Origin of the sequence: Deinococcus malanensis (assembly GCF_014647655.1) — a bacterium.
GTDB classification, from domain to species: Bacteria; Deinococcota; Deinococci; order Deinococcales; family Deinococcaceae; genus Deinococcus; species Deinococcus malanensis.
This window is the reverse complement of record NZ_BMPP01000001.1, coordinates 468,308-490,635: the sequence shown is the minus strand read 5'-3', so window position 1 is coordinate 490,635 and position 22,328 is coordinate 468,308. Positions and strand designations below refer to the sequence as shown.

At 64.0% G+C, this 22,328-nt stretch carries 19 protein-coding genes; 13 read left to right on the top strand and 6 right to left on the bottom strand.

All coding sequences use genetic code 11. The annotated features are described in order from the left end of the window. A partial coding sequence (locus IEY49_RS02425) for a PxKF domain-containing protein (protein WP_189004175.1) occupies positions 1–567 on the top strand: 567 nt, incomplete at its 5' end. A gap of 344 nt (positions 568–911) precedes the next feature. On the opposite strand, the gene IEY49_RS02420 is transcribed toward IEY49_RS02425, so the two are convergent. Together IEY49_RS02420 and IEY49_RS02415 are read right to left on the bottom strand one after the other, a co-directional pair. Next, on the bottom strand, positions 912–2,510 hold the full coding sequence (locus tag IEY49_RS02420; protein ID WP_189004173.1) for a peptide chain release factor 3: 1,599 nt from the start codon (positions 2,508–2,510) through the stop codon (positions 912–914). A 245-nt stretch (positions 2,511–2,755) separates the two neighbouring features. Then, a complete protein-coding gene (locus tag IEY49_RS02415) occupies positions 2,756–3,715 on the bottom strand; it encodes a histone deacetylase family protein (RefSeq protein WP_189004171.1) in 960 nt (319 codons plus the stop codon). 26 nt (positions 3,716–3,741) lie between these two features. On the opposite strand from IEY49_RS02415, the gene IEY49_RS02410 reads away from it, so the two are divergent. The 4 genes from IEY49_RS02410 to deoD all read left to right on the top strand — a co-directional run bounded on the left by IEY49_RS02410 (position 3,742) and on the right by deoD (position 6,976). Continuing rightward, a complete protein-coding gene (locus IEY49_RS02410; RefSeq protein WP_189004169.1) occupies positions 3,742–4,821 on the top strand; it encodes an NAD(P)H-dependent flavin oxidoreductase in 1,080 nt (359 codons plus the stop codon). 105 nt (positions 4,822–4,926) lie between these two features. Beyond that, on the top strand, positions 4,927–5,460 hold the full coding sequence (locus IEY49_RS02405) for a GNAT family N-acetyltransferase (RefSeq protein ID WP_189004168.1): 534 nt from the start codon (positions 4,927–4,929) through the stop codon (positions 5,458–5,460). Positions 5,461–5,488: 28 nt separating this feature from the next. Then, complete coding sequence (locus IEY49_RS02400; RefSeq protein ID WP_189004166.1) at positions 5,489–6,217, top strand: metallophosphoesterase family protein; 729 nt, start codon at positions 5,489–5,491, stop codon at positions 6,215–6,217. A gap of 51 nt (positions 6,218–6,268) precedes the next feature. After that, complete coding sequence (deoD, locus tag IEY49_RS02395; RefSeq protein ID WP_189004164.1) at positions 6,269–6,976, top strand: purine-nucleoside phosphorylase; 708 nt, start codon at positions 6,269–6,271, stop codon at positions 6,974–6,976. An 88-nt stretch (positions 6,977–7,064) separates the two neighbouring features. On the opposite strand, the gene IEY49_RS02390 is transcribed toward deoD, so the two are convergent. Together IEY49_RS02390 and IEY49_RS02385 are read right to left on the bottom strand one after the other, a co-directional pair. Continuing rightward, a complete protein-coding gene (locus tag IEY49_RS02390; protein ID WP_189004162.1) occupies positions 7,065–8,324 on the bottom strand; it encodes an RsmB/NOP family class I SAM-dependent RNA methyltransferase in 1,260 nt (419 codons plus the stop codon). An 84-nt stretch (positions 8,325–8,408) separates the two neighbouring features. Next, positions 8,409–9,671 (bottom strand): MFS transporter, encoded by a 1,263-nt coding sequence (locus IEY49_RS02385; RefSeq protein WP_189004160.1) that lies wholly within the window; start codon positions 9,669–9,671, stop codon positions 8,409–8,411. Positions 9,672–10,012: 341 nt separating this feature from the next. Here IEY49_RS02385 and IEY49_RS02380 point away from each other — a divergent pair, with 341 nt between their 5' ends. The 3 genes from IEY49_RS02380 to IEY49_RS02370 all read left to right on the top strand — a co-directional run bounded on the left by IEY49_RS02380 (position 10,013) and on the right by IEY49_RS02370 (position 14,138). Next, positions 10,013–11,194, top strand: a complete 1,182-nt coding sequence (locus tag IEY49_RS02380; RefSeq protein ID WP_189004158.1) for a sugar ABC transporter substrate-binding protein — start codon at positions 10,013–10,015, stop codon at positions 11,192–11,194. Positions 11,195–11,352: 158 nt separating this feature from the next. Beyond that, on the top strand, positions 11,353–12,759 hold the full coding sequence (locus IEY49_RS02375) for an ABC transporter permease subunit (RefSeq protein ID WP_189004156.1): 1,407 nt from the start codon (positions 11,353–11,355) through the stop codon (positions 12,757–12,759). After that, on the top strand, positions 12,756–14,138 hold the full coding sequence (locus tag IEY49_RS02370) for a sugar ABC transporter permease (protein ID WP_189004154.1): 1,383 nt from the start codon (positions 12,756–12,758) through the stop codon (positions 14,136–14,138). Before IEY49_RS02375 ends, IEY49_RS02370 begins: the two co-directional genes overlap by 4 nt. A gap of 66 nt (positions 14,139–14,204) precedes the next feature. Here IEY49_RS02370 and IEY49_RS02365 read toward each other — a convergent pair whose 3' ends face one another. Beyond that, entirely contained in the window at positions 14,205–14,813 is a 609-nt protein-coding gene (locus IEY49_RS02365; protein WP_229780585.1) for a TetR/AcrR family transcriptional regulator, read from the bottom strand. Between the two features lie 175 nt (positions 14,814–14,988). Between IEY49_RS02365 and IEY49_RS02360 the strand changes: the two genes are divergently transcribed. The 5 genes from IEY49_RS02360 (at position 14,989) to IEY49_RS02340 (ending at position 20,732) form a co-directional block, all read left to right on the top strand. Continuing rightward, complete coding sequence (locus tag IEY49_RS02360) at positions 14,989–15,846, top strand: hypothetical protein (RefSeq protein ID WP_189004150.1); 858 nt, start codon at positions 14,989–14,991, stop codon at positions 15,844–15,846. 158 nt (positions 15,847–16,004) lie between these two features. After that, on the top strand, positions 16,005–16,685 hold the full coding sequence (locus tag IEY49_RS02355; protein WP_189004149.1) for a PspA/IM30 family protein: 681 nt from the start codon (positions 16,005–16,007) through the stop codon (positions 16,683–16,685). A gap of 144 nt (positions 16,686–16,829) precedes the next feature. After that, the gene (locus IEY49_RS02350) at positions 16,830–17,528 is read left to right on the top strand and encodes a hypothetical protein (RefSeq protein WP_189004147.1); all 699 of its coding nucleotides are present in this window, start codon (positions 16,830–16,832) and stop codon (positions 17,526–17,528) included. Then, positions 17,525–19,408, top strand: coding sequence for a 1-deoxy-D-xylulose-5-phosphate synthase (dxs, locus tag IEY49_RS02345; RefSeq protein WP_189004145.1), 1,884 nt, complete (start codon positions 17,525–17,527; stop codon positions 19,406–19,408). The genes IEY49_RS02350 and dxs overlap by 4 nt, the downstream gene beginning before the upstream one ends. 973 nt (positions 19,409–20,381) lie before the next feature. Continuing rightward, positions 20,382–20,732: a hypothetical protein gene (locus IEY49_RS02340; protein ID WP_189004143.1), complete on the top strand. Its 351-nt coding sequence runs from the start codon at positions 20,382–20,384 to the stop codon at positions 20,730–20,732. Positions 20,733–20,782: 50 nt separating this feature from the next. On the opposite strand, the gene IEY49_RS02335 is transcribed toward IEY49_RS02340, so the two are convergent. Next, a complete protein-coding gene (locus IEY49_RS02335; protein WP_189004141.1) occupies positions 20,783–22,075 on the bottom strand; it encodes a glutamate-5-semialdehyde dehydrogenase in 1,293 nt (430 codons plus the stop codon). Between the last annotated feature and the right edge of the window lie 253 nt (positions 22,076–22,328).

Below are 22,328 nucleotides of genomic sequence, written 5' to 3'. Positions count from 1 at the left end.
ATCACGGCACCCAACGTGGCAGCGGTCGAAGCCACTGCTCTGATGACCGCAGTCACCTTCGCACCGACCGCCACTGACCTCGTTGACGGCAGCAGAGCTGTCTCCTGCGATAAACTCAGTGGATCGACCTTCCCCGTGGGCGAAACCACCGTGACCTGCACGTCCACGGACTCCAGAAACAATACGTCCACCAAGACCTTCACCGTCACTGTGAACTTCAAGTTCAATGGATTCTTCCAGCCAGTTGATATGGATGGCGTCTGGAACAAGGCCAAGGCAGGCAGCGCGATCCCCGTGAAGTTCAACTTGGGTGACGTCAAAGGCGCTACCGCAACTGAGATTTTTGCGGCAACACCTAAAGCCGTCGTAGTAAACTGCTCCACTACAGTTACCCAATCTATCGAGGAAACTGTTACTGCAAACACGAGCGGGCTGCAGTGGGATGGTACGCAGTACATCTACGTCTGGAAGACCGATTCTACAATGACAGGTAAGTGTGCGAGGTTTGAAGTACTTCTGAAGGACGGTAGCATTGCCCGGACAGCGTTGTTCACTTTCACTAAATAAGTGACCTCGTTCTAATAACACAGGACAACAAGTAGTCACCCCCACTAACATGGGGGTGACTACTTTCGCCTATGATGTGCTCATTTTTATTCTCGGCCTATCATCAAATGACTAATGCGCTTCTTTTGTCTTCATTCCTGTTAGCACAAAGAATGTCTGGGTCGCTGGTACTGAGTTCTATTGCGGTTATCAAATCGCTGTCCAACATGCCTTGAGCGAAGCAAGCTTTTCTGTTCTCTCGGGCAAGGCTGCGGAAGCAGCCCAACGCGCGTCGCGAGCTGGAAGATCAGGACGCCGCAGGGACGGTCATGGGCTTGATGAAGGAGGAGGAATGCGATCCTTCTTCACACTCGCGTCAAATCCTTAGGCAGCGGCAAAAACTCGATCTCCGGGTGCTGTTCGGCGGTGTATTCCAGGTCGTACTTGCTGCGGAACAGCATCACCGGGCGTCCCTGGTCGTCTTCCACGTGGCGGGCGAAGCGGGCGACGTTGCTTGGATCACCGGCCAGCCAGCGCACAAGCTGATAGCTGGTGACGTTCATCTCCACATCCACACCGTATTCCTCGGCCAGACGGGCCTGGAACACCTCGAACTGCAAAGGCCCGACAGCGCCCAGGTACGGGTCACGCGCCCCGTCCGTGGGGTAGAAGACCTGCACCACGCCTTCCTCGGCCAGCTGGGTCAGCCCTTTCATAAAGGCCTTGCGCTTGCCCACGTCCCGCAGAGAAAGGGTGGCAAAGGTCTCCGGCGTAAAGCGAGGGAAGCTGGGCAGCGTCACCTTGCCGTCCACGCTGATGACATCCCCAATCTGGAACACGCCGGGGTTGACCAGACCCACGATGTCGCCGGGGTAGGCTTCCTCCACCTTCTCGCGGTCCTGGGCAAACAGGGTATGGGCCTGCGACAGTCGCAGCTTGCGGCCTGTGCGGGTGTGGGTGACGTCCATGCCGCGCTCGAAGTGGCCGCTCATGACGCGCATGTAGGCGGTGCGGTCGCGGTGCTGCTTGCTCATGTTGGCCTGCAGCTTGAAGATAAAGCCTGCAAAAGGAGCCTCAGGGGCACGCTCTCCCAGGTTGGTCTCGACCGGACCCGGGGACGGCGCCAGATCCACGAAGTTGCTCAGGAAGTGCTCCACGCCGAAGTTGTTCATGGCCGAGCCGAAGAACACGGGCGTCAGTTCGCCGTTCAGGAACGCCTCGGGGTCGAACTCAGCCATGGCGCCCTGAATCAGCTCCACGTCTTCCTGCAGCTTGGCGGCAAGGTCCGCCCCGACCAGCTCAACCAGCTTGGGGTCGTTCAGGCCCGCCGTCTGCATGGGCGCGCGGTGCTTGCCGCCGGAGGTGCGCTCGAAGGCCAGCACCTGACCGGTCTGCAGGTCATACACACCCTTGAAATCCGGACCGTCCCCGATGGGCCAGGTCAGCGGCACCGCCGTGATTTTCAGGGTCTCCTCGACCTGGGCGATCAGCTCGAACGGGTCCTGCGCCGGGCGGTCCATCTTGTTGACGAAGGTCAGGATCGGAATGCCCCGATTGCGGCACACCGCGAACAGCTTCTCGGTCTGGGCCTGCACGCCACGGGCGGCGTCCAGCACCATCAGGGCGCTGTCGGCGGCAGTCAGGGTGCGGTAGGTGTCCTCGCTGAAATCCTGGTGTCCGGGGGTGTCCAGCAGGTTGATGTGGCGACCGGCATACTCGAAGGTCAGCGCACTGCTGGAAATGGAAATTCCGCGCTGCTGCTCGATGCTCATCCAGTCGGACTTGGTGTGGCTGCGGCCCTCTTTGGCGGTGACCGACCCGGCTTCCTGAATGGCGCCGCCGTACAGCAGAAGCTTTTCGGTAATGGTCGTTTTCCCGGCGTCCGGGTGGGAAATGATGGCGAAGGTGCGTCGCCGGGCGATCTCGCCGGGCAGGGCGGCCGGGTTGGTGTCGGGGGTGCTCATGAACTCTCCTGCGGGCCGGCTCTGCGGCCCGGTGAATGCTGAATTTCCGGGAACAGCACGGTTCTCGACTCGCGCTAGGGGGGCGTGAGGAGAACGGTCATGGAAGCATGATAGCGCGTGACTGCCAGGCGTCACCGTGCGCCCATGCCTCTGGCAAGCCACTGGCTTCCAGCTCCTCTGGCCCCATATGGCCGTTCCTGTCGGCCTATGCCCTCCGCACATGGGCAATCGTTCCGCCTGCGTTCTCAGCCGGGCGCAGCAGGTGCTGTGACTTTATGCCGGTCCACCGGGCCAAAGGCCGCCAGCGCCGCGTCCAGCGTTCCCAGCCGCACATCAATCAGGGTCTGCGGGTCACGGTGGTAGCCTCCTGCCATGACCAGCGTGGTCGGCAGACCGGCGCGGGCCGCCCAGAGCAGCACCCGGTTGTCGCGGTCACGCACACCGGCGGGGGTCAGGGCCAGGCGACCCAGCTGATCACCGGCCAGGACGTCCGCCCCGGCCAGGTAGAACAGAAAATCAGGCTGGAAGGCCGTGACCGCCGGTGCCACCTTCGCCTCGAGGGCCTGCAGATAAGCTTCATCCCCCGTACCATCCGGCAGCGCCACATCCAGTCCGCTGCGTTCCTTATGAAAGGGGTAGTTGCTCTGGGCGTGCACACTGACCGTCAGGACCAGGCGCTCGGCGCTGAGCATGCTGGCCGTGCCGTTGCCCTGGTGAACATCGAGGTCAAGCACCAGAATGCGCCGGGCGTGCCCAGCCTCCAGCAGCCACCGGACGCTGATCGCCACGTCGTTCAGAAAGGAAAAGCCCTCGGCGCGGTCTGCAAAGGCGTGGTGGGTGCCTCCACCCAGGTTGATTCCCAGCCCCCCGTGCAGGGCGTCACGGGTGGCCGCCAGGGTGGCGCCGCTGCTGCCCAGACCGCGTTCCACCACAGCGGGCGTCCAGGGAAACCCCAGGGCACGTTCTTCGGCGCGGGTGACCTGCCCCTGACGCCAGCGGTGCAGGTAAGCGGGGTCGTGCACCGCCTCGGCTAGGGCCCACGGCAGGTCCGGGGCGTCATACAGCGGCAGCCGGGCCTGGGCTCCCCTGAGCAGCAGTTCCAGAAATTCGCGGGGCAGGAACTGCCGGCGAGGTGCGGGACCAGCAGAATACGCGGCACGGCGAAACGCGGTAAATGCCCGGAACGGGTGGGAAAACGCGCTCATGCCCCTGCAAGGCTACGCTGTGGGGCATGACGACAGTGCGACATGAGCCGGGTTCGCAAAGGCGTGACGCCGGGGTACTTGATGCGCTCGGTCTGACAGTCCCGGTGGTGCTGGCACCCATGGCAGGCGGCGTGGGAACACCAGAGCTGGCTGCTGCCGTCTCCCGGGCCGGAGGACTGGGAAGTCTGGGTGCGGCCTACCTGAGCCCGGCGCAGATTGTTCAGGCCATGGACGCCGTCCGCCACCTGACCGACCGGCCCTTTGCGGTGAATCTGTTTGCGCTGCAACCAGTCCCGCAGATCACACCTGCCCAGGTCGAGGCGGCCTGTGCGGAACTCCTCCCGTTTCACGCCGCCCTGCATCTCCCCTCGCCGTCCCTGCCCACGCACCTTCAGGAGGACTTCGAAGCCCAGCTCGAAGCAGTCCTGGCCGCGCCACCTGCGGTGTTCTCGTTTGCCTTCGGGCGGTTGGAGTCCGGACATCTCCGCGCCTTGAAGGCAGCCGGTGTCGTGGTGGTCGGCACAGCCACCAGTGTGCCCGAAGCCCTGACCCTGGAAACCGACGGGGTGGACGCCGTGGTGGCGCAGGGCGCAGCGGCCGGCGGTCACCGGGGCGGGTGGCAGCACGACGAGCTGGCCGACACCCTGGAACTGACGCGCGCAGTCGCACGTGCAGTCTCTCTCCCGGTCATCGCCGCCGGGGGCCTGATGACACGCGAGGACGTGAATGCCGTCCTGGACGCGGGCGCGAGCCTAGCACAGTGTGGCACTGCCTTTCTCCTGGCGGACGAGGCCGGAACTTCCAGCGCTTACCGGGCGGCCCTGACGCGGGGCGGGGATACCGTTCTGACCCGTGCCTTCAGCGGACGCACCGCACGTGGTCTGCGCAATGCTGTCAGCGACGCGGTCGCCCATCCCCTTCCCTATCCCCACCAGAACGCGCTGACCCGGCCCCTGCGGAGTGCTGGCGCGCAGGCCGGACAGGCAGACGTCCTGAGCCTGTGGGCGGGCGAGGGGTTCACGCTTGCCCGGCCAGGACCCGCAGCAGGGTTGCTGGCGGCGCTGGCTCCGGAGGTGAGCGGTCATGTCGGACACCCCGAGAAGTGAACTGGCGGCCACGGTCATCGCCCGCCCCGTGCAGCCCTGCCGGCTAAGAATCCGGATGCGCCTGGCGCTCTCTGTTCGCCCACCGCGCCCCTGGAGCCGCGCCGGGTGAGTGTTGCCCTTCGTCCGCTTGAGCCCGGCGATGAAGGGGCCGCAGTGCGCTGGGCCGCCGACCCACTGTTCTGTCAGGCGGCCAGCTGGACCGTGGGGCTGTCGCCCCGGGTGATCCGGCGCCACTGGGCAGCCCTGATCGCGGGGACACAGGCCGACTTCCGGCGCTGGGGGGTCACCCTGGACGCGCGGCTGGTGGGGTATGTGGATCTGGCCAACCTGAGCACATTGTCCGGAGAACTGGGCGTGGCCATTGGCGAGCGCAGCCTGTGGGGCCAGGGCGTGGCCCGGCGGGCTTGCGAACTCCTGCTTCAGGAAGCCTGGGAGCTGGGCCTGCATACCGTGACTGCCGAGGTTCATAGGCCGAATATGCGGTCACACGCGCTGATGCGAAGGCTGGGCTTCCAGCAATGCGGAATACGTCGGCCGGAGCCCTATTACGGGGTGCCGGTTGCGGTCGTTCAATACGTGCTCAAACGCCAGGACCGCGCACTCAGCCCTTCAAGCGCTGACACCCGAACGGCGGGCTAACAGCCTGAAGCATCGCTTACGCTGAACCATGCGAGTTGCGGTCTTTGGAGACATTCATGGCAATCTGCCGGCGCTGACCGCGGCGCTGTCGGATATGCGGACCCTCTCCCCAGACGCCCTGGTGTGTCTGGGCGACGTGGCAATGGACGGTGCGTGGCCGGGAGAATGCGTAGAGCGCATCGCAGACCTGGGCTGTCCGGTGGTTCGTGGCAACGCCGACCGCATGATGCTGGAGCCTCCCGCGCCCTTCCGGGCCCGGGGGTTCCCCGATGAACATGCGCTGCACGACATCAGCGAATGGAGCAAGGCCCAGCTCAGCCGCGCGCAGCAGGACAGGGTGCGGACCTACGCTGCCACGGCCCAGTTCCCAGACCTTCTGTGTTTTCACGGCAGCCCCGCCCGGGACAATGAAGAGCTCGTGGCCAGCACCGCAGCGTCTCACTGGGCAACTTTACGCGACTCGTACGGCGTGCAGTCGGCGTGGGCAGGCGGCCACACGCACAAGCCGCTGCATCTTCCATACGAAGGCTGGAGTTATTTCAACCCTGGAAGCGTCGGCCTGCCCTATGAACGACCGAGGGAACGGATGGTCAATGTGGCCCGCGCCGAGTACCTCATCCTTGACCATGCCGGCGCCAGCTGGACGCCGATCTTCCGGGCGGTGCTGTATTCCGTGGAGGACGTGATACGGGGCATCCTGGCCAGCGACATGCCCCATGCGCGCTGGCTGGCCGGCGAATGGGTGGGAGCAGTCTGAGGCGGCCCCGGCTTCCGGGAAATCCCTGGCACGCCTGTTACCCTAGGGGCGATGAGTATTCACCTCAACGCCGAAAAGGGCCAGATTGCCGAGACCGTCCTGCTGCCGGGGGACCCGCTGCGCGCCAAGCACATCGCCGAAACCTTCTTTGACGACCCGCAGCTGCACAACACGGTGCGCGGCATGCACGGCTACACCGGCACGTACAAGGGCAAGCGCGTCAGCGTGCAGGGCACCGGCATGGGCATTGCCAGTTGCATGATCTACGTCAACGAGCTGATCACCGACTATGGCTGCAAGAACCTGATCCGGGTCGGCACAGCCGGCAGCTACCAGGAAGGCGTGCGCGTGCGCGACCTGGTGCTGGCGCAGGCCGCGTGCACCGACAGCAACATCAACCGCATCCGCTTTGGCGAGCGCACCTTTGCCCCCATCGCGGACTTCGAACTGCTGCTGCGCGCCTACCAGATCGCCCAGGAGCGTGGCTTTACCAGCCACGTCGGCAACATCATGAGCAGCGACACCTTCTATACCGATGACCGCAGCGAGTTCAAACGCTGGGCCGACTTCGGCGTGCTGGCTGTCGAGATGGAAGCCGCCGGGCTGTATACCCTGGCCGCCAAATATGGCGTCCGGGCGCTGACCATCCTGACCATCAGCGACCACCTCGTGACCCACGAGGTCACCACCGCTGAGGAGCGTCAGCTCACCTTCAACGGCATGATCGAAGTAGCGCTGGACGCCGCTCTGGGGCTGTAAAACACTGAGGATGTAAAAATTTTGGGCCTGTAGACACCAGGCGAACGAGGCGGCCGGGGATGTGCCCGGCCGCCTCTCTCCTGCTCTTTCAGGCCCTGCGACGCAACCGGGCGATAAAGAAGCCGTCCACACCTTCAAGCGGCACGGTCAGCACACCCGGTCCGGCAGCCACGTGCGGCACCTCCAGGTCCGGAATCGGCTCAGACGTGAACTCAGGGTGACTGGCCAGGAAATCAAAGACCACCTGTGAGCCTTCCTGCGGCGTTACCGAGCACACCGAGTACACCAGCGTTCCGCCGGGTTCGACCAGTGCGGCAGCGTGGGGCAGCATCCGCCCCTGAAGATCAGCCATGGCCTGTGCCGCCTCCGGGGTCAGACGCAGCTTGATTTCGGGGTGGCTGCGCAGGGTACCGCTGCCGGTACAGGGTGCGTCCAGCAGCACCCGGGGAGCCGGGGGCGCGTCCAGCGGCGTGGTCAGGTCGTGCGTAAGGAACTCGGCCTTCAGGCCCAGACGACCCAGGTTGGCGCGGGCGGCGTCATGCTTGCGGGCCATCAGTTCCACGCTGGTCACCTGAGCACCCCGTGCGGCGAGCATGGCCGCTTTCACACCTGCCCCGCCGGCCAGGTCCAGCACCCGCAGACCCTGGACATCGCCCAGCGCATCCACGCAGGCCAGGCTGGCGGGGTTGATGGGCTGGGCCTGACCCTGGCGGTAGGCGCCGGACTCGCGCAATGGCCGGGCCAGTTCCACCCGTTCAACCCCCTGCAGTTCGCCGTTCAGGCGGCTGCCCTCGGCCTCCAGGGCCGCCGCTCCGGCCTCCGAGACACTCAGCCACAGCGGCTGAGGCTCAAGCAGGTCAGCCATCACCGCCGGGGCCTGCTCACCGTAGGCTTCCAGATAGACCTGCCGCAGCCAGTCGGGCAGTTCACTGGCCGCGTTTCCTTCCGGGAGCGCGATTCGCCGCAGCACGGCGTTGATCAGCCCGGGCGGGGCCAGCCGGGCGCCACGCGCCAGATTCACGTACTCGCTGACCACAGCGTGCGGTGGGGTGCCCAGATACAGCTTCTCGAACGCCCCTGCCAGCAGCAGGGTGCGGACCTTGGGGTGCGTGTCCTCGCTCAGCAGCGGCGACAGCGCTGCGCTGAGGCTGAGGTGGTGGCGCAGCGTGCCATACACAATGTGGGTGGCCAGCCCGGAGTCACGGGCGGGCAGGCGGGCACTGTGCAGCGCGGCGTCCAGCGCGGGTGCGGCAAAGGTATCCGCGTGCAGCACGCGAAGAAGCACGCGAACGGCCAGTTCACGGGCGGGATTGTATGGCGCCGGGCGGCGCGGCCGGGTGTCGGTCACCGGTGCAGCATACCTGCCAGACCACACGGCCCGGCGGTGCAGCGGCCAAGTGGCCAACTTGAGGTGCGTTCGTGTGCAGGCTTGTCAGACGTGGGGGACCGGTCGTGCGGGCGCCACCTGGGGACGTAGCACCAGCGTGAGCACCAGCAACCCCACCAGCACGCTGCCGCTCAGCAGGTACGGAGCACTGTGGCTGACCCCCTGATACAGCCCGGTGGCGATCAGCGGTCCGGTCATGCGGCCCAGGGCCAGGGCGCTACTGTTCAGGCCGGCGACTGTTCCCTGTTGGCCGTCGGGCACGCTGAGGCTCAGGGCGGCACTCAGGGTCGGGCCCAGAATGGCGCTGCCCACGCCCACCACAATCATGGCCAGCGTGATGGGCCAGTAGCTCTGCATCTGCGGCAGCAGAAACATCCCGGTGGCCATAACCAGCAACCCGGCAGCCAGCAGGGGCGTAGGCGGAAGGCGACGGCTCAGCGGCCGGATCGCGCCCCCCTGAACCAGCGCGGCCACCAGACCAAACAGCGCCAGCATGCTACCCACTGTCTGCGCCGCCTGCACGGGTGTCAGCTTCAGGGTGTCCTGAACGTAGAACCCAATCGTCTGTTCCAGGCCTACGCTGGCCAGGGTGGACAGCGCGCTGACAGCCAGAAACAGGGGGATAGCCCCACGGCCCAGCAGGGCACGCCGCTCACCCTTGGCGGCCGCCGCGCTTCCGGCGAGTCTGGTTTCGGGCAGGGTACGGGTGGCCGCCAGCGCAGTGATAAGACCCAGAGCGGCACTGAAAAATACAGGGGCCGTCAGGCTGATGGTGCTCAGCAGCGCTCCCAGGGCTGGCCCAAAGACGACGCCCAGCCCAAAAGCGGCCCCGATCAGGCCCATGCTGGCAGCACGGTCCTTTTCGCTGCTCAGGTCGGCCATCATCGCCTGAGCGGTCGGCAGGGTGGCGCTGCTCAGGATGCCCCCAACAACGCGGGTGGCCACCAGCAGCACGAACAGGGCCGATCCCCCTACCATCCCTTCCAGTCCCAGATGGGCCACCAGCCCGAACAGACCGAAACTCAGCGAAAAGCCAACCAGACCGGTGATCAGAATGGGTTTGCGGCCCAGCCGCTCACTGCGGGTTCCCCAGATAGGGCTGAAAATAAACTGCATCAGCGAGTAGGCCGTTGCAAACCAGCCGGTCTGGGTTTCAGTCAGTCCCAGCTGACGGCCCAGCGGCGCGATAATCGGAAACAGCACGCTCAGGCCCAGCATGGCAATAAAAATTGTCAGAAACAAAATGAGCTTGGTGCGTCCGGCGGCGCGGTCTGGGGCGTCCGGTCCGGGAGCAGGCGGGGTGGTCATTCGGCCAGTCTATCATCCGGCACTGACCGACCGGTCAGGAGAGACGTCCCGAACCGTGCGGATGTTCGGATGTCCTGACTCAGCGTTCCAGGCCTGCACAGACTACGAATTCAGGTTCCGGGATCCGGCAGCTTCCTGACGACCACAAGCTCACGGTCCAACCGGTACGTTGTAATTCCTGGCTCGGCTTCTATATACTTCTGGACGCGCACCCTAATATTCCTGTGGCCTTAAGTCCGCACTGTTTTAATCCACGCTTTTCCAGCGCCTCAGGTGCAGGCTGCGCATCATGTCTTTCTCTCCCACTTGTGGAAGCGGTTCATCCGCCCCTAAGGAGTCCCATGAAAAAAGCTCTGACCGTTCTTTCGCTCGCCCTGCTGGGCCACGCCAGCGCCGCCAACCTCACGGTCTGGACCCACTTCGGAACCACCGAACTGGCCTGGCTCAAGTCCCAGGCTGCGGCCTATGAGAAGAAAAGCGGCAACAAGGTCACCGTTGTCAGCGTGCCCTTCGACCAGATTCCGGACAAGCTGATCCAGAGCGCGCCCAAGGGCCAGGGACCTGATCTGGTTGTCAGCCTGCCCCAGGACCGCCTGGGCCAGCTGGCAGCCGCTGGCGTGATCGAGCCGATGGACCGGTACGTGACCAGCAGGACCGACCTGGACCGCACGGCTGTGCAGGCCATGACCTACCAGGGCAAGCTGTTCGCTATCCCCATGTTCGCTGAGGCCGTGGGCCTGGTCTACAACAAGAAACTTGTTTCGACCCCCCCCACGACCTGGGCTTCTTTCCTCAAGACTGCTCAGGCCAACACCGGCAACGGCAAATTTGGCTTCCTGGCTGACCTCGGCAACGCCTACATGAACTACGGCGTGATCAGCGCCTACGGCGGCTACGTGTTCAAGAACACCGGCGGCACCCTGAACCCGAAGGACGTGGGTCTGGCCAACGCCGGCGCCGACAAAGCCAGTGCGTTCCTGAACGACCTGCGCTACAAGTACAACCTCGTGCCCGAGGGTGTGGACGGCGGCGCCGCCCGCAGCGCCTTTGTCGACGGCCGTCTGGCGATGTTCCTGACCGGCCCGTGGGACATGGGCGACATCAAGAAGGCGGGTATCGACTACGGCATCGTGCCCTTCCCGACTCCTCCCGGCGCCACCAGCAAGTGGAGCCCTTTCGTGGGCGTGCAGGGCACCATGATGAATGCCTACAGCAAGAACAAGGCTGCGGCCGGTGCGTTCGCCCGGAGCCTGAGCACCTCCGAGGCCCAGGTCAGCTTCAACAAGGCCGGCGGGCGCATCCCCGTCAGCCTCAGTGCACGTACCAAGCTCAAGTCTGACCCCGTGGTAGCAGGCTTTGGCAAGTCCATCAGCATGGGTACCCCCATGCCCAATATCCCGCAGATGGGCGCTGTGTGGGGCCCCTGGAGCAATGCGATTGCCCAGAGCGTTCAGAAGCCTGGCCAGAACTACGGCCAGATCCTGGACAAGGCCGTGCAGGAAATCAACAGCAACATCAAGTAAGGCGCAGGCCGGAACAGGCGGACGGGCATTTTCCCGTCCGCTTTTTTATGCAGTCCTGTGTAGCCTGAGCTGGGCTTCTGGCCGTCCAGAACATGGTTAAATCAGTTTGAAGTGTTCAGCCTATTACAACCTTTCGAGAAGGAGTGTTGTATCACCCTATGATTGCGTCCCCGCCTCTTCCCTCCCGGCGCCCGGTGAAGCCTCCTGAAGGTGCACGCGGCGTCCTGATGGCCGTACTGGTGCTGGCTGCGCTGATGGGCGTCGCTGCCCTGATCGGCTGGCTGGCCAGTGGCCTGACGGCCCGACTGGCCCCCACCGCCCCTCCCTATCTGCTGCTGGTGTACACGCTGGGCGCCCTGCTGCTGCTGATGCCGCTGGTCGCGCGTCTGTTTCCCTGGATTGTCAACTGGTACTACCTGTTTCCAGCACTGGTGTTCCTGGCGGCCTTCACGGTACTGCCCATCGTGCTGACCGTGAATTACGCCTTTACCAACTACAACGCGGTGAACAGCGGCAATCCGGATTCGGCGGTGCGCACGGCCGCGTCACTGAGCGCCAACCGGCGGGTGGTGACCCTCCAGGAAACACCACAGGCCGGCAGCGTTCAGGAGTACCTGAAGTGCGCGCAGCCCAGCTGTGCCGGGGACACCATCGTGCTGTTCGACGAGGAAGCTTCAGTGCCGGTCCGGGCCAGGATTGCAGCTGTCAACGGCCTGAATGTGACCCTGGCCGCCCCCGTGGCCGAGTCCCTGGTGGTTGCCAACGCCACGCGCATCAACCGCTACGGCTATGTGGGGCTGGCCAATTTCCGGGAAATTTTCGGCAAAGCCAGCCGCGCGCTGCTTCCCGTGTTTGTCTGGACCGTGGTGTTCGCCTTCAGCACGGTGGTCATCAACTCCCTGGCCGGACTGGTGCTGGGCATTCTGCTGTTCAACAAGCGCCTGAAGGGACGCAACTTCTACCGCACGCTGCTGTTCCTGCCGTGGGCGGTTCCCGCGGTGATCAGCGTCCAGATGTGGAAGGCCCTGCTCAATCAGCAGTTCGGGATTGTCAATAAGGGGCTGGGCCTGCTGGGCATTGCGGCCGTACCGTGGCTGGGTGACCCTCTGTGGGCCAAGATCAGCGTGCTGCTGGTCAACCTATGGCTGGGCTTTCCCTACATGATGACGGCCACCATCAGTGCGCTGAGCACCATCAACGAAGACCTGTACGAGGCGGCCAGCATCGACGGTGCCAGCCGCTGGCAGCAGATCCAGAGCATCACCCTGCCGCTGCTGCGCTCGAGTTTCACTCCCATCCTGCTGTCGGGCTTCGCATTCAACTTCAACAACTTCGGCATCATCTACCTGCTGACCCAGGGCGGCCCGCCCCAGGAAGGCCGCGAGGCCACAGCTCAGAGCACCGACATCCTGCTGTCGTGGGGCTTCAATACCGCCTTTGCCAGCAGCGGCGGCCAGAATTTTGCTTTGGCCAGTGCTATCGCCCTGATCATCTTCTTCCTGACCCTGGCCATCAGTCTGGTGAACTTCAAGGCTGCTGGTGTCTTTGAGGAGGCCCGCAGATGACGGCAACTCCGCAAGCTGGTACCAAGGATCTGCCTCCGGGCGGCTATGTGCACCACGAGCCCGGGCTGTTACGGCGCGCACTCCCGTGGCTGTTCCTCGCCTTGGTCGTTGGGGGCTTCGTGGCACTGGGCTATTTCCTCTCCCGCAACATGCAGGGGCGGCCCAAGAGCTTCACTATTTTCTTTGTGGAGCGCGGCTGGGTGCGCTTCCTGCTGTTTCTGCTGGCCGCCAGCGGGGTGCTGGCCCTGACCAGTCTGATCGGCCAGCGCATCGGCCAGGCCCGCACCGGGCGCCGCATCGGCTACGGTGCGGTCCTGGGCGATCAGCTGACCCATCTGTTTCTGATTCTGGTGACCCTGGTCGCGATCTATCCGCTACTGTACGTGCTGATCGCCGCCTTCGACCCGCGCAACAGCCTGTTCGCCTTCCCGGATTTCGGCAGCCCAAATATTCTGTACAAGACGGGTCTGCTGCCCAAGCTGGACGTCCTGAGCATGGACAATTTCCGGCAGCTGTTCGAAGGGGTCACGGTGCCCTCGTGGCAGCTCCTGCTGGCCGGGCTGTCCGGCGCCGCGCTAACGGGTGTGCTGCTGCTGGCCCTGGTGGGCCGCCTGGGACGTGACAGCGAGGGACTGTCGCAGACCCGGACCTGGCTGATGCGCATTCTGATTGCCTCGCTGGCGGTGCTGGTGTTCTTCCTGACGCCAGCCCAATTCCAGGGTGGCACCAACGAGAGCAAGTTCGTCCTGTCGGTACGCAACACGCTGCTGGTCTCCGGCATTACCGGGGTGCTGGCCATTCTGCTGTCCACAACTGCCGGGTACGCCATGGCTCGTTTGCGGTTCCCGGGGCGCTTTCACACCCTGCTGTTCTTCATCTTTATCCAGATGTTCCCGGTCTTCCTGGCGCTGGTGGCGGTCTATACCCTGATGGTGGCGCTGGGCCTGAGCAACACCTTCACCGGTCTGATCCTGGCCTACTCCGGCGGGGCCATCGCGTTTAACACCTGGATCTTCAAGGGCTATGTCGAAAGCCTTCCCGAGTCCCTTGAGGAAGCGGCGATGGTGGACGGCGCCACCCGTTGGCAGACCTTCCTGCGCGTGGTGCTGCCGCTGTCGGGCGGGATGCTGGTGTTTATCTTCCTGAACCAGTTCATCGGGACGTACGCCGAATTCATTCTGGCCAACATCCTGCTGACCGGGGTGGAAAAGTGGACCGTCGGCATCATGCTGCTGTCTTTCACGCAGGGGCAGTTCTCGACGAAGTGGGGGGTCTTCGCAGCGGCTGCCACCCTGGGTGCCCTGCCTATCGTCGCGCTCTTCTACGGCTTCCAGCAGTACTTCGTGGGCGGAGCGACCGCCGGGGGCGTCAAAGAGTAAGCAGCCTGCACGGCAAAGGAAGGCCGCCCGGCTGTCGGGTGGCCTTCCTTCTTATTGACCCCAGCCTCAGGCCTGGGCGACGGCACGCACCACTGCACGCAGCGCCACGCGGAATTCCTCTTCAAAGGGGCTCGCCTGACCGGAGCGCGCGGCGTCCTCGGTCAGCTGCTGCCAGCCGATAGAAAGCGCATGCAGGTGGTGCAGCAGACGCAGCGTGATTTCCGGGGAGAAAGGCAGGCGCTCTACGACGCCTTCGGTCAGGGCCTGGACCTCCTGCTTGAAGCTGGTCACGACTTCGGGCCGCACATTGCGCTCCAGCACAGTCCCTAGCAGTACCAGCAGACGCCGCAGCGGTTCCAGGCCCTGCGAGGTGGCCAGCAGTACATCGGTCACGTCATCGGGTGTCTGGGGCTGCCTTTCATCCAGCTGAGCGGTCAGGTCATGCAGCCACGCGCCGAGGTGCTCGCTGAGAAGGGCCAGAAACAGTTCCTCTTTGGTGTCGAAGTACAGATACAGGGTCCCCTTGGCCAGCTGGGCTTCCCGGGCCACCTGATTCATACTCAGGTCAGCGTACGGCGTGGTCGTCCACAGACGTTCAGCAGCCCTCAGGATGTCGTCGCGGCGCTGATTTTTTTCCTCGGTACTCCGAGCACGGGCGGGTCGGTTGGCAGGCACAAGCACACCAGGGACCCTACCGTCAGACCGGCCGCGCCGCTGTGAAGCAATCCACGGTGCCTTAACATTGAATGACCACCTGGCTGAGCGAATCTTGCATCAGACACCCAGGGAATCAACCGGCGCGTCAGCTTTCAAAGTTCCTGCTCATGCTGCCCGTTTAGCATGCCCTCATATGTCGCTTGTCAAAACCTCCGCCCGCGCCGTGACCCTGCTGCTCACGACCGGTCTTCTTACCCACGCTGCTGCCCAGACGGCGCCGACCACTCCTGCTCCGGCCACCCCGGCTCCGGCCGCCGCACCAGCCCGCCCCGCTGTGACCACCCCCGCTCCGGCCCGGCCCGCTGCCACGACCCCGCGTCCCTCGGCGGCTACCACGCGCGTGGCCAGCTCTCTGGCTGTGGAACTGGGGGCCCTGGTCAAAGGCCAGATCATCCGCTGCCCGGCTGTGCTGAAACTTGGCCCGCAAGCTGTCTGCCTGTACGCCAAGAGCAGCGCGTCGGCCCTCAGGCCGCTGGTCAAGACCAAACTCGGGACCCGTGTGATCGGCGACTGGAAGGCCGGCGGAAAGAGCAGCAGTCTGTTCGTCTCTGACAAGGCGGGAGGAAATGTTGCGGCCTTCGTTCTGCTCAGCGAACTGGCGGCAGCCGAAACCCTGCTGGTGATCGATGGCGTGCAGGCCCCGGCAGCCAGCGCAGCACGCATCACCGTTCCTGCCGGAGTGGTCAAGGGACAGCCCTACGTCCTGGGCAGCGATCTGGTGGGCGTGGTCAATGTCTCGAACCTGGGCGGAGGAAAATTCCGTCTCAGTGTGACCGGACAGACTCCCCTCACGGTCACCGTGGGACAGAAGACCGTTCAGCGTGAAGGCGGCGCCGTGGAACTGCCGCTGGCTCCAGCGACCGACGGAAAGAACCTGATCTTCCCACTGGTCGGCCTGCGTGCCCTGGGATGCACGGTCACGCCCGCCGGCAATAACCTCACGGTGGCCTGCGGCACCGAAAGTGTGGGCCTGCGGCCGATCGTGTTCTGATCCAGACTCCATTGAGGCATCACGCGCGCTCAGCTTCGGGCGCGCGTTTTTCTGTTTTCAGGCGTCCTCATTTGACCTTCAGCAGGTCTTGCGGATCACCCGGCGCGGCAACCCGAAGGCGGGGGCCTGCGTAATCATGCGGCAAGGAGGTTCCACCCATGTCCATTCTTGATCGCCTGTCCCGCCTTCTCCGAGCCAATGTCAACGACATGATCACCAAGGCCGAGGACCCCGGCAAGATTATCGACCAGTCGCTGCGTGACATGCGCAGCGCCTATACGGATGCCCGCAGCGAAGTGGCAGAAGCCATGAGCCAGAACATCAAGCTGGAGCGCGAGGCCACCACCAACCGCAAGCTGGCCACCGAGTACGAGAAGAAGGCGGAAGAGGCCCTGCGCGGCGGCAGCGAGGACTTGGCGCGTGAAGCCCTGCGCCGCGCACAGAACCACAAGGATCTTGCCGCTGGCTTCGACGAACAGCGTGCCACCCAGACCAACACGGTCGACCAGCTGCGGACCCAGTTGCGCGCGCTGGAAGCCAAAATCGACGAAATGGAGTCCAAAAAGACCCTGCTCGCGGCCCGTCAGAAAACGGCGCAGGCCGGCGCCACGCTGGACCGCGTCTCGGGTTTCGATAAGGCGGGCGGCGCGATGGACGCCTTCAACGAGATGGAACAGAAGGTCGCGGGCATGGAGGACCGCAACCGTGCCATGTCAGACCTGCGGCGCGAAAATGACATCGACGCCCAGTTGCGGGACCTGGGCCGCGACAAGGACGTGGACGACGCACTCGCGGCCCTGAAAGCCCGCGTGCAGGGTGAACAGGGCAAACCCGGCTGACCACCCGGCTCAGGGGGAAGGGACGCTTGTGGCGTCCCTTCTTTCTTGGTCGTGCGTCCATGTCCCGCAAGTCAGGGCAAAAGTCAGCCGGTTTTCATGTTAGCTGTGAGCATGCAAGGCGAGTTGAGGTTTACCCTGAGCACCATGTCTGAACGCCTGTTGCTGGTCCGTCTGTCGCTGCTCGTGGCCCTGCTGGGTCTGGGGGCGTGTGCCCCCACCCGTTCGGCGGCTCCCTCGACCGTGCAGGCCAGTACTCCTGTCAGCGGGGTGTCGTTCTACCCGCGCGAGGCCGGGCTGGCCTGGTCCTACCTGCCGGAGGGCGACCCAGCCACTGCCATTCCCTATACGCTGCGCGCCATGGGCCCCTCGGTATTTGCCGGCCAGACCGTGCAGACGTTCGAACTGACGGGCCGCGGCGCCCAGCAGACCTGGTTCCGCACCTTCACGGACAGCGGGGTTTTCTTGCAGGGCATCCGCAAGCCGGGCCTGACCATTCGCCTGGAGCCGCCGATGCAGGAGTATCCGGCCCCGGGGTCCTGGCGCGTAGGCCTGGCCTGGCAGGGCCAGAGTCAGGTCACGGTAGTCGATGACGCCGGCAAAACGCAGGCGCAGGGCAGCGTGACCTACAGCTATCTGGTGCAGCAACAGAGGCGCGTGCAGACGCCGGGCGGCACCTTCAATGTCTGGGTGGTGACCCGGCAGATGAGCGACACCGTCGGGGGGCTGTTCCCCGCCACCCAGCAGCTGTGGTTTACCCCGTTTACCGGCGAGGTCCGCTCCCCCGAAGGCCTGCTGCTCACGGGACGCAACTTCAGCACACCCCGCTCGGGGAGTCAGCCATGACCGCGCAACCTTCCCTGACGCCGCTGCTTGACCGGGTCCAGAGTCCGGAAGACCTCAAGCGTCTGTCCCGTGAGCAGCTTCCCGCGCTGGCCCAGGAATTGCGCGAGGAGATCGTGCGGGTCTGTTCGGTGGGAGGCCTGCACCTGGCGTCCTCGCTGGGAGCAACTGACCTGATCGTCGCACTGCACTACGTACTGAACTCCCCGCGTGACCGCATCCTGTTCGACGTAGGGCACCAGGCCTATGCCCACAAGATGCTCACTGGCCGCCGGCACCTGATGCCTACGGTCAAGAAAGAAGGCGGGCTGTCTGGCTTTACCAAGGTCAGTGAATCCAAACACGACGCCATCACGGTGGGGCACGCCAGCACCTCGCTGGCCAACGCCCTGGGCATGGCGATGGCGCGTGACGCCCTGGCGCAGGACTACAAGGTCGCCGCCGTGATTGGTGATGGTTCGCTGACCGGCGGCATGGCCCTGGCCGCCCTGAACACCATCGGGGACATGAACCGCCGCATGCTGATCGTGCTCAACGACAACGAGATGAGCATCAGCGAGAACGTCGGGGCCATTAACAAGTTCATGCGCGGTCTGCAGGTTCAGAAATGGTTCCAGGAAGGCGAGGGGGCCAGCAAGAAGGCGGTCGAGGCCGTCAGTAAGCCGCTGGCCAACCTGATGAGTCGGGCGAAAAGTTCCACGCGGCATTTTTTCGACCCTGCCAGCGTCAACCCGTTTGCGGCGATGGGCGTGCGGTACGTCGGTCCGGTCGACGGCCACAACGTTCAGGAGCTGGTGTGGCTGATGGAGCGGCTGGTGGATCTTGACGGACCGACCATCCTGCACGTGGTGACCACCAAGGGTAAGGGCCTGAGCTACGCAGAGGCGGACCCGATCTCGTGGCATGGACCCAGCAAGTTCGACCCGGCCACCGGCGAACTCGTCCCCAGCAGTGCCTATTCCTGGAGCGCGGCGTTCGGAGACGCAGTCACCGAACTGGCGCGGCTTGACCCGCGCACCTTTGTGATCACGCCGGCCATGCGCGAGGGCAGCGGTCTGGTGGAATACAGCAGGATTCACCCACACCGCTACCTGGACGTCGGGATTGCTGAAGACGTGGCAGTCACGACGGCCGCAGGTATGGCCCTACAGGGCCTCAAACCCATCGTGGCCATCTACAGTACTTTCCTGCAGCGTGCCTACGATCAGGTGCTGCATGACGTGGCCATCGAGAACCTGAACGTCACCTTCGCCATTGACCGCGCTGGCATCGTGGGGGCCGACGGCGCCACGCACAACGGCGTCTTCGACCTCAGCTTTCTGCGCAGCATTCCTAACGTGAGGATTGGCCTGCCCCGAAATGCCGAGGAGCTTCGGGGGATGCTCCGGGCGGCGCAGTCACAGCCCGGACCCTTTGCCATACGCTATCCACGTGGCACGACCGAGCGTGTTCCGGAAGGCACCTGGCCGGAATTCGAGTGGGGAACGTGGGAGCGGCTGAAGCCCGGAGATGACGTGGTTGTCCTGGCCGGTGGGAAGTCCCTGGAATATGCCCTGAAGGCCGTGGGGGACCTTCCCGGGGTAGGCGTGGTAAACGCCCGGTTCGTGAAGCCGCTGGACGAGAACATGCTCCGAGAGGTCGCGTCGCGCGCCCGCGCCATCGTCACTGTCGAGGACAACACTGTCCTTGGAGGCTTTGGCAGCGCCGTGCTGGAGGCCCTGAACACCATGAATCTTCGTCCCACGGTGCGTGTACTGGGGATTCCGGATGAGTTCCAGGAACATGCCACTGTAGACAGTGTGCACGCCCGGGCCGGGATTGATGCTCCAGCCATCCGCACCGTTATGGCCGAGCTTGGTGTGGACGTGCCCCTGGGTGTGTAAGTCAGCCACATGATGTAGAGAAAGGTCATGCCACGAGTCACATGAGGCTTGACCTTTGTCTGTTCGGAACTGAACTGGGTTCACACCTTATCACCCTGTCAACCCCGGTTGAGCCTAGAAAAGCCGTGGGGGATTCCGAAAAGCCCGGCGCCCAGGAGGCTCACGCTGGGTCAGGCGCATCCGCAAGTGAGGCAGCGAGCACCTCACCACGGAACAGCGGAGTTTCTATAACGACCTCTTATCGTTCACAATTCTTGATCACGTGCCAGTACTGGTCCCCCTGATAGTGCAGGGCCCTGCGTAAACCTGCCATCTACAGGAATGGTGCGCCCGACCCGCCACCGGCTTGTGCCTGAACTTTTAACACCGGCAGCACCATGTGCTCTATGACATTCCAGCAGGGGCGGAAAATCACTGAACGACTTTGGCTTTTGCACGGAACACGGAATATAACTCCCAGAGCAAGAGACACAGAGCATAGGGCGGGTGACCAACAGATCACGGGACCAGCCAGAACTGCCAATATGGGTCCCGCTCAAAATGAAGATCTGCTCATGTCAGGCGACGGCTACACGTGAAGCCGCTGTACCTGCAATTAGATTAATGAACCCTCTCTGCTGGGCACTACCATTTTAATTGCACACAATCTAAGGTTAGAGGGTCACCGGTTGAGATCACTCACGACGGCGCCGAGCCCTTACCGGCTGCTGATGGCGCCAGGAGAATGTATGCCTCTGTACGCCAAAAGTCACATCACTGTCTCGTGGTCAGACCAACCCTCTGTTGGCGGCCAGGAGACGTGTGACTGCGGTGGGTTTGAATTCCCAGAGCCACGGTGTCGACCGCTCCATACACTGACCAAAGATGCAACTTTCACGGCCCTCCACACTGCTGGCTTCCGTTCTGCCCTGCAGCAATCTGGCTGGGTGCCTTCCGACTTCAAACTGTTGCCGTCCCAACTTCCGGAGGCTGTGTGAAAGGTTTGACCTCCATGGTGCGGGCTGATGCACAAGCAGAATCCGCTTCAACCGGGATGGGCGCGTTATCGGACGCCGATCTGTTGTGTGCGCTGGCTCAAAATGATCTGGAGGCCCTGAGAGAGCTCCACCGGCGCTACGCCCCGCTGCTGTATGCCATGGCCGAGCGTTCAAAACTGCCTGACCCTGACACCCGTGTACAGGATGCGTGGCTCCTGATCATGCGTCAGGCCCATTGCCACGCCAGCACCTCACTCGAAGCGCGCCTGTGGTTGATCGGCATGGCCCGGCAGGTTCTGATGCCGCCTGATCAGTACCGGGCCACAGCACCGCTGATCTCAGCCTGAACCAGCCTCCTTTTGCGGCCAGACTGACTCAGCTTTCAAGCAATTGGCATTCAGGCGCGTATATGGCCGTCACCAAGGACTACCCATTTCGTGGTGGTCAGCTCTCGCAGGCCCATCGGCCCGCGCGCATGAAGTTTCTGGGTGCTGATGGCGACTTCGGCACCCAGGCCCAGCTGCCCACCGTCGTTGAACCGGGGGCTGGCGTTAACCATCACGGCCGCACTGTCTACATCCTGCACAAAGCGCTGAGCCTGCGCGGGATCACGGGTCAGGATGACGTCGGTATGGTTGCCGTGAGCGGCGATAAAGTCCAGGGCCTCGTCAAGTCCAGAGACTACCTTGAGACTCATGGTCAGGGCCAGAAACTCCTGCCCGTAATCTGCTGACTGGGCCGGGTGCGCCTGTATCCCTGCTGCGCTGAGGCCGGACAGGACCTCCGGGTCGGCCCGCAGGTCTACCCCCGATGCGGCGAGCTGCTGCGCAATCCGCGGCAGGGCAGGCAGAGCCGCGCGGTCAATAAGCAGCGTATCCAGCGCGTTGCAGGCACTGGGTTTCTGCACCTTGGCGTTCTGGATCACCTCTGCGGCCCGGCGCACATCATCCGGGTCACGGGTGAAGCTGCCGTCCAGGTACAGGTGCACCACCCCGATCCCACCCACAATGACCGGCACGGTAGCGTTCTCGACACAGAACCGGTGCAAGGCCGCGCCCCCCCGCGGAATAATCGCGTCCACCAGATCGTCAAGCCTGAGCAATTCCAGCATGCGTTCGCGTGCAGGGTCACGGACCACCTGCACGGCCTCGCGGGGCAGGCCCTTGGAGTGCAGGGCGGCCTGAATGGCTTCCTCCAGGGCTGCGTTGCTGCGGACCGTTTCCTTGCCCCCCCTCAGTATCACTGCATTGCCGCTCATCAGCGCCAGGGCCGCCACGTCCACCGTGACGTTCGGTCGGCTCTCATAGATCACGCCCAGGACCCCCAGAGGAACCCGGCGGGTCGAGACGCGGATGCCGCTGGGCAACAGCTGTTCAGGTGTGGTCTCCCCTACCGGATCAGAAAGGCTGGCTACCGCTTCGACATCCGAGGCCATGGCCTGAAGCCCAGGCGAGGTCAGCCGCAACCGGTCCACCATGGCTGACGGCAGCCCGGCGGCCTGGGCCGCGGCCACATCCTGGGCGTTCGCCGCCAGGATCTGGCTTTCACGGGCACGTAATTCTGCGGCCAGTGCCAGAAGCCCGTCGACTTTCCGTTCTGTGCTGAGCGAACGCAGGGTACGTGCTGCCGTGCGTGCGTGCTGGGCCACCACACGCAGGGGAGGTTGTGATTCCGGGAACGCGGTGGTCATAGGTCCAGGCTACCAGCCACCTCAGTTTCCCTGCGCCGGGCCGGGTAGGCAGGTTTGTCTGAATGACGCCGGACGCGGATTCAGTGAGGAAACAGGAGTACAGGTGCGCTGACCCGGTCACAGCGCACCTGTGGGCTGGCTGCGATGGAGCTCACGGTGGCACGAACCATCGTGGGCTCCGGCACCTCAACATTTGTCATACGTCGGCTTCCACACCCATCGACTGTCCCGGACCAACTTCAGGCGCTCATCC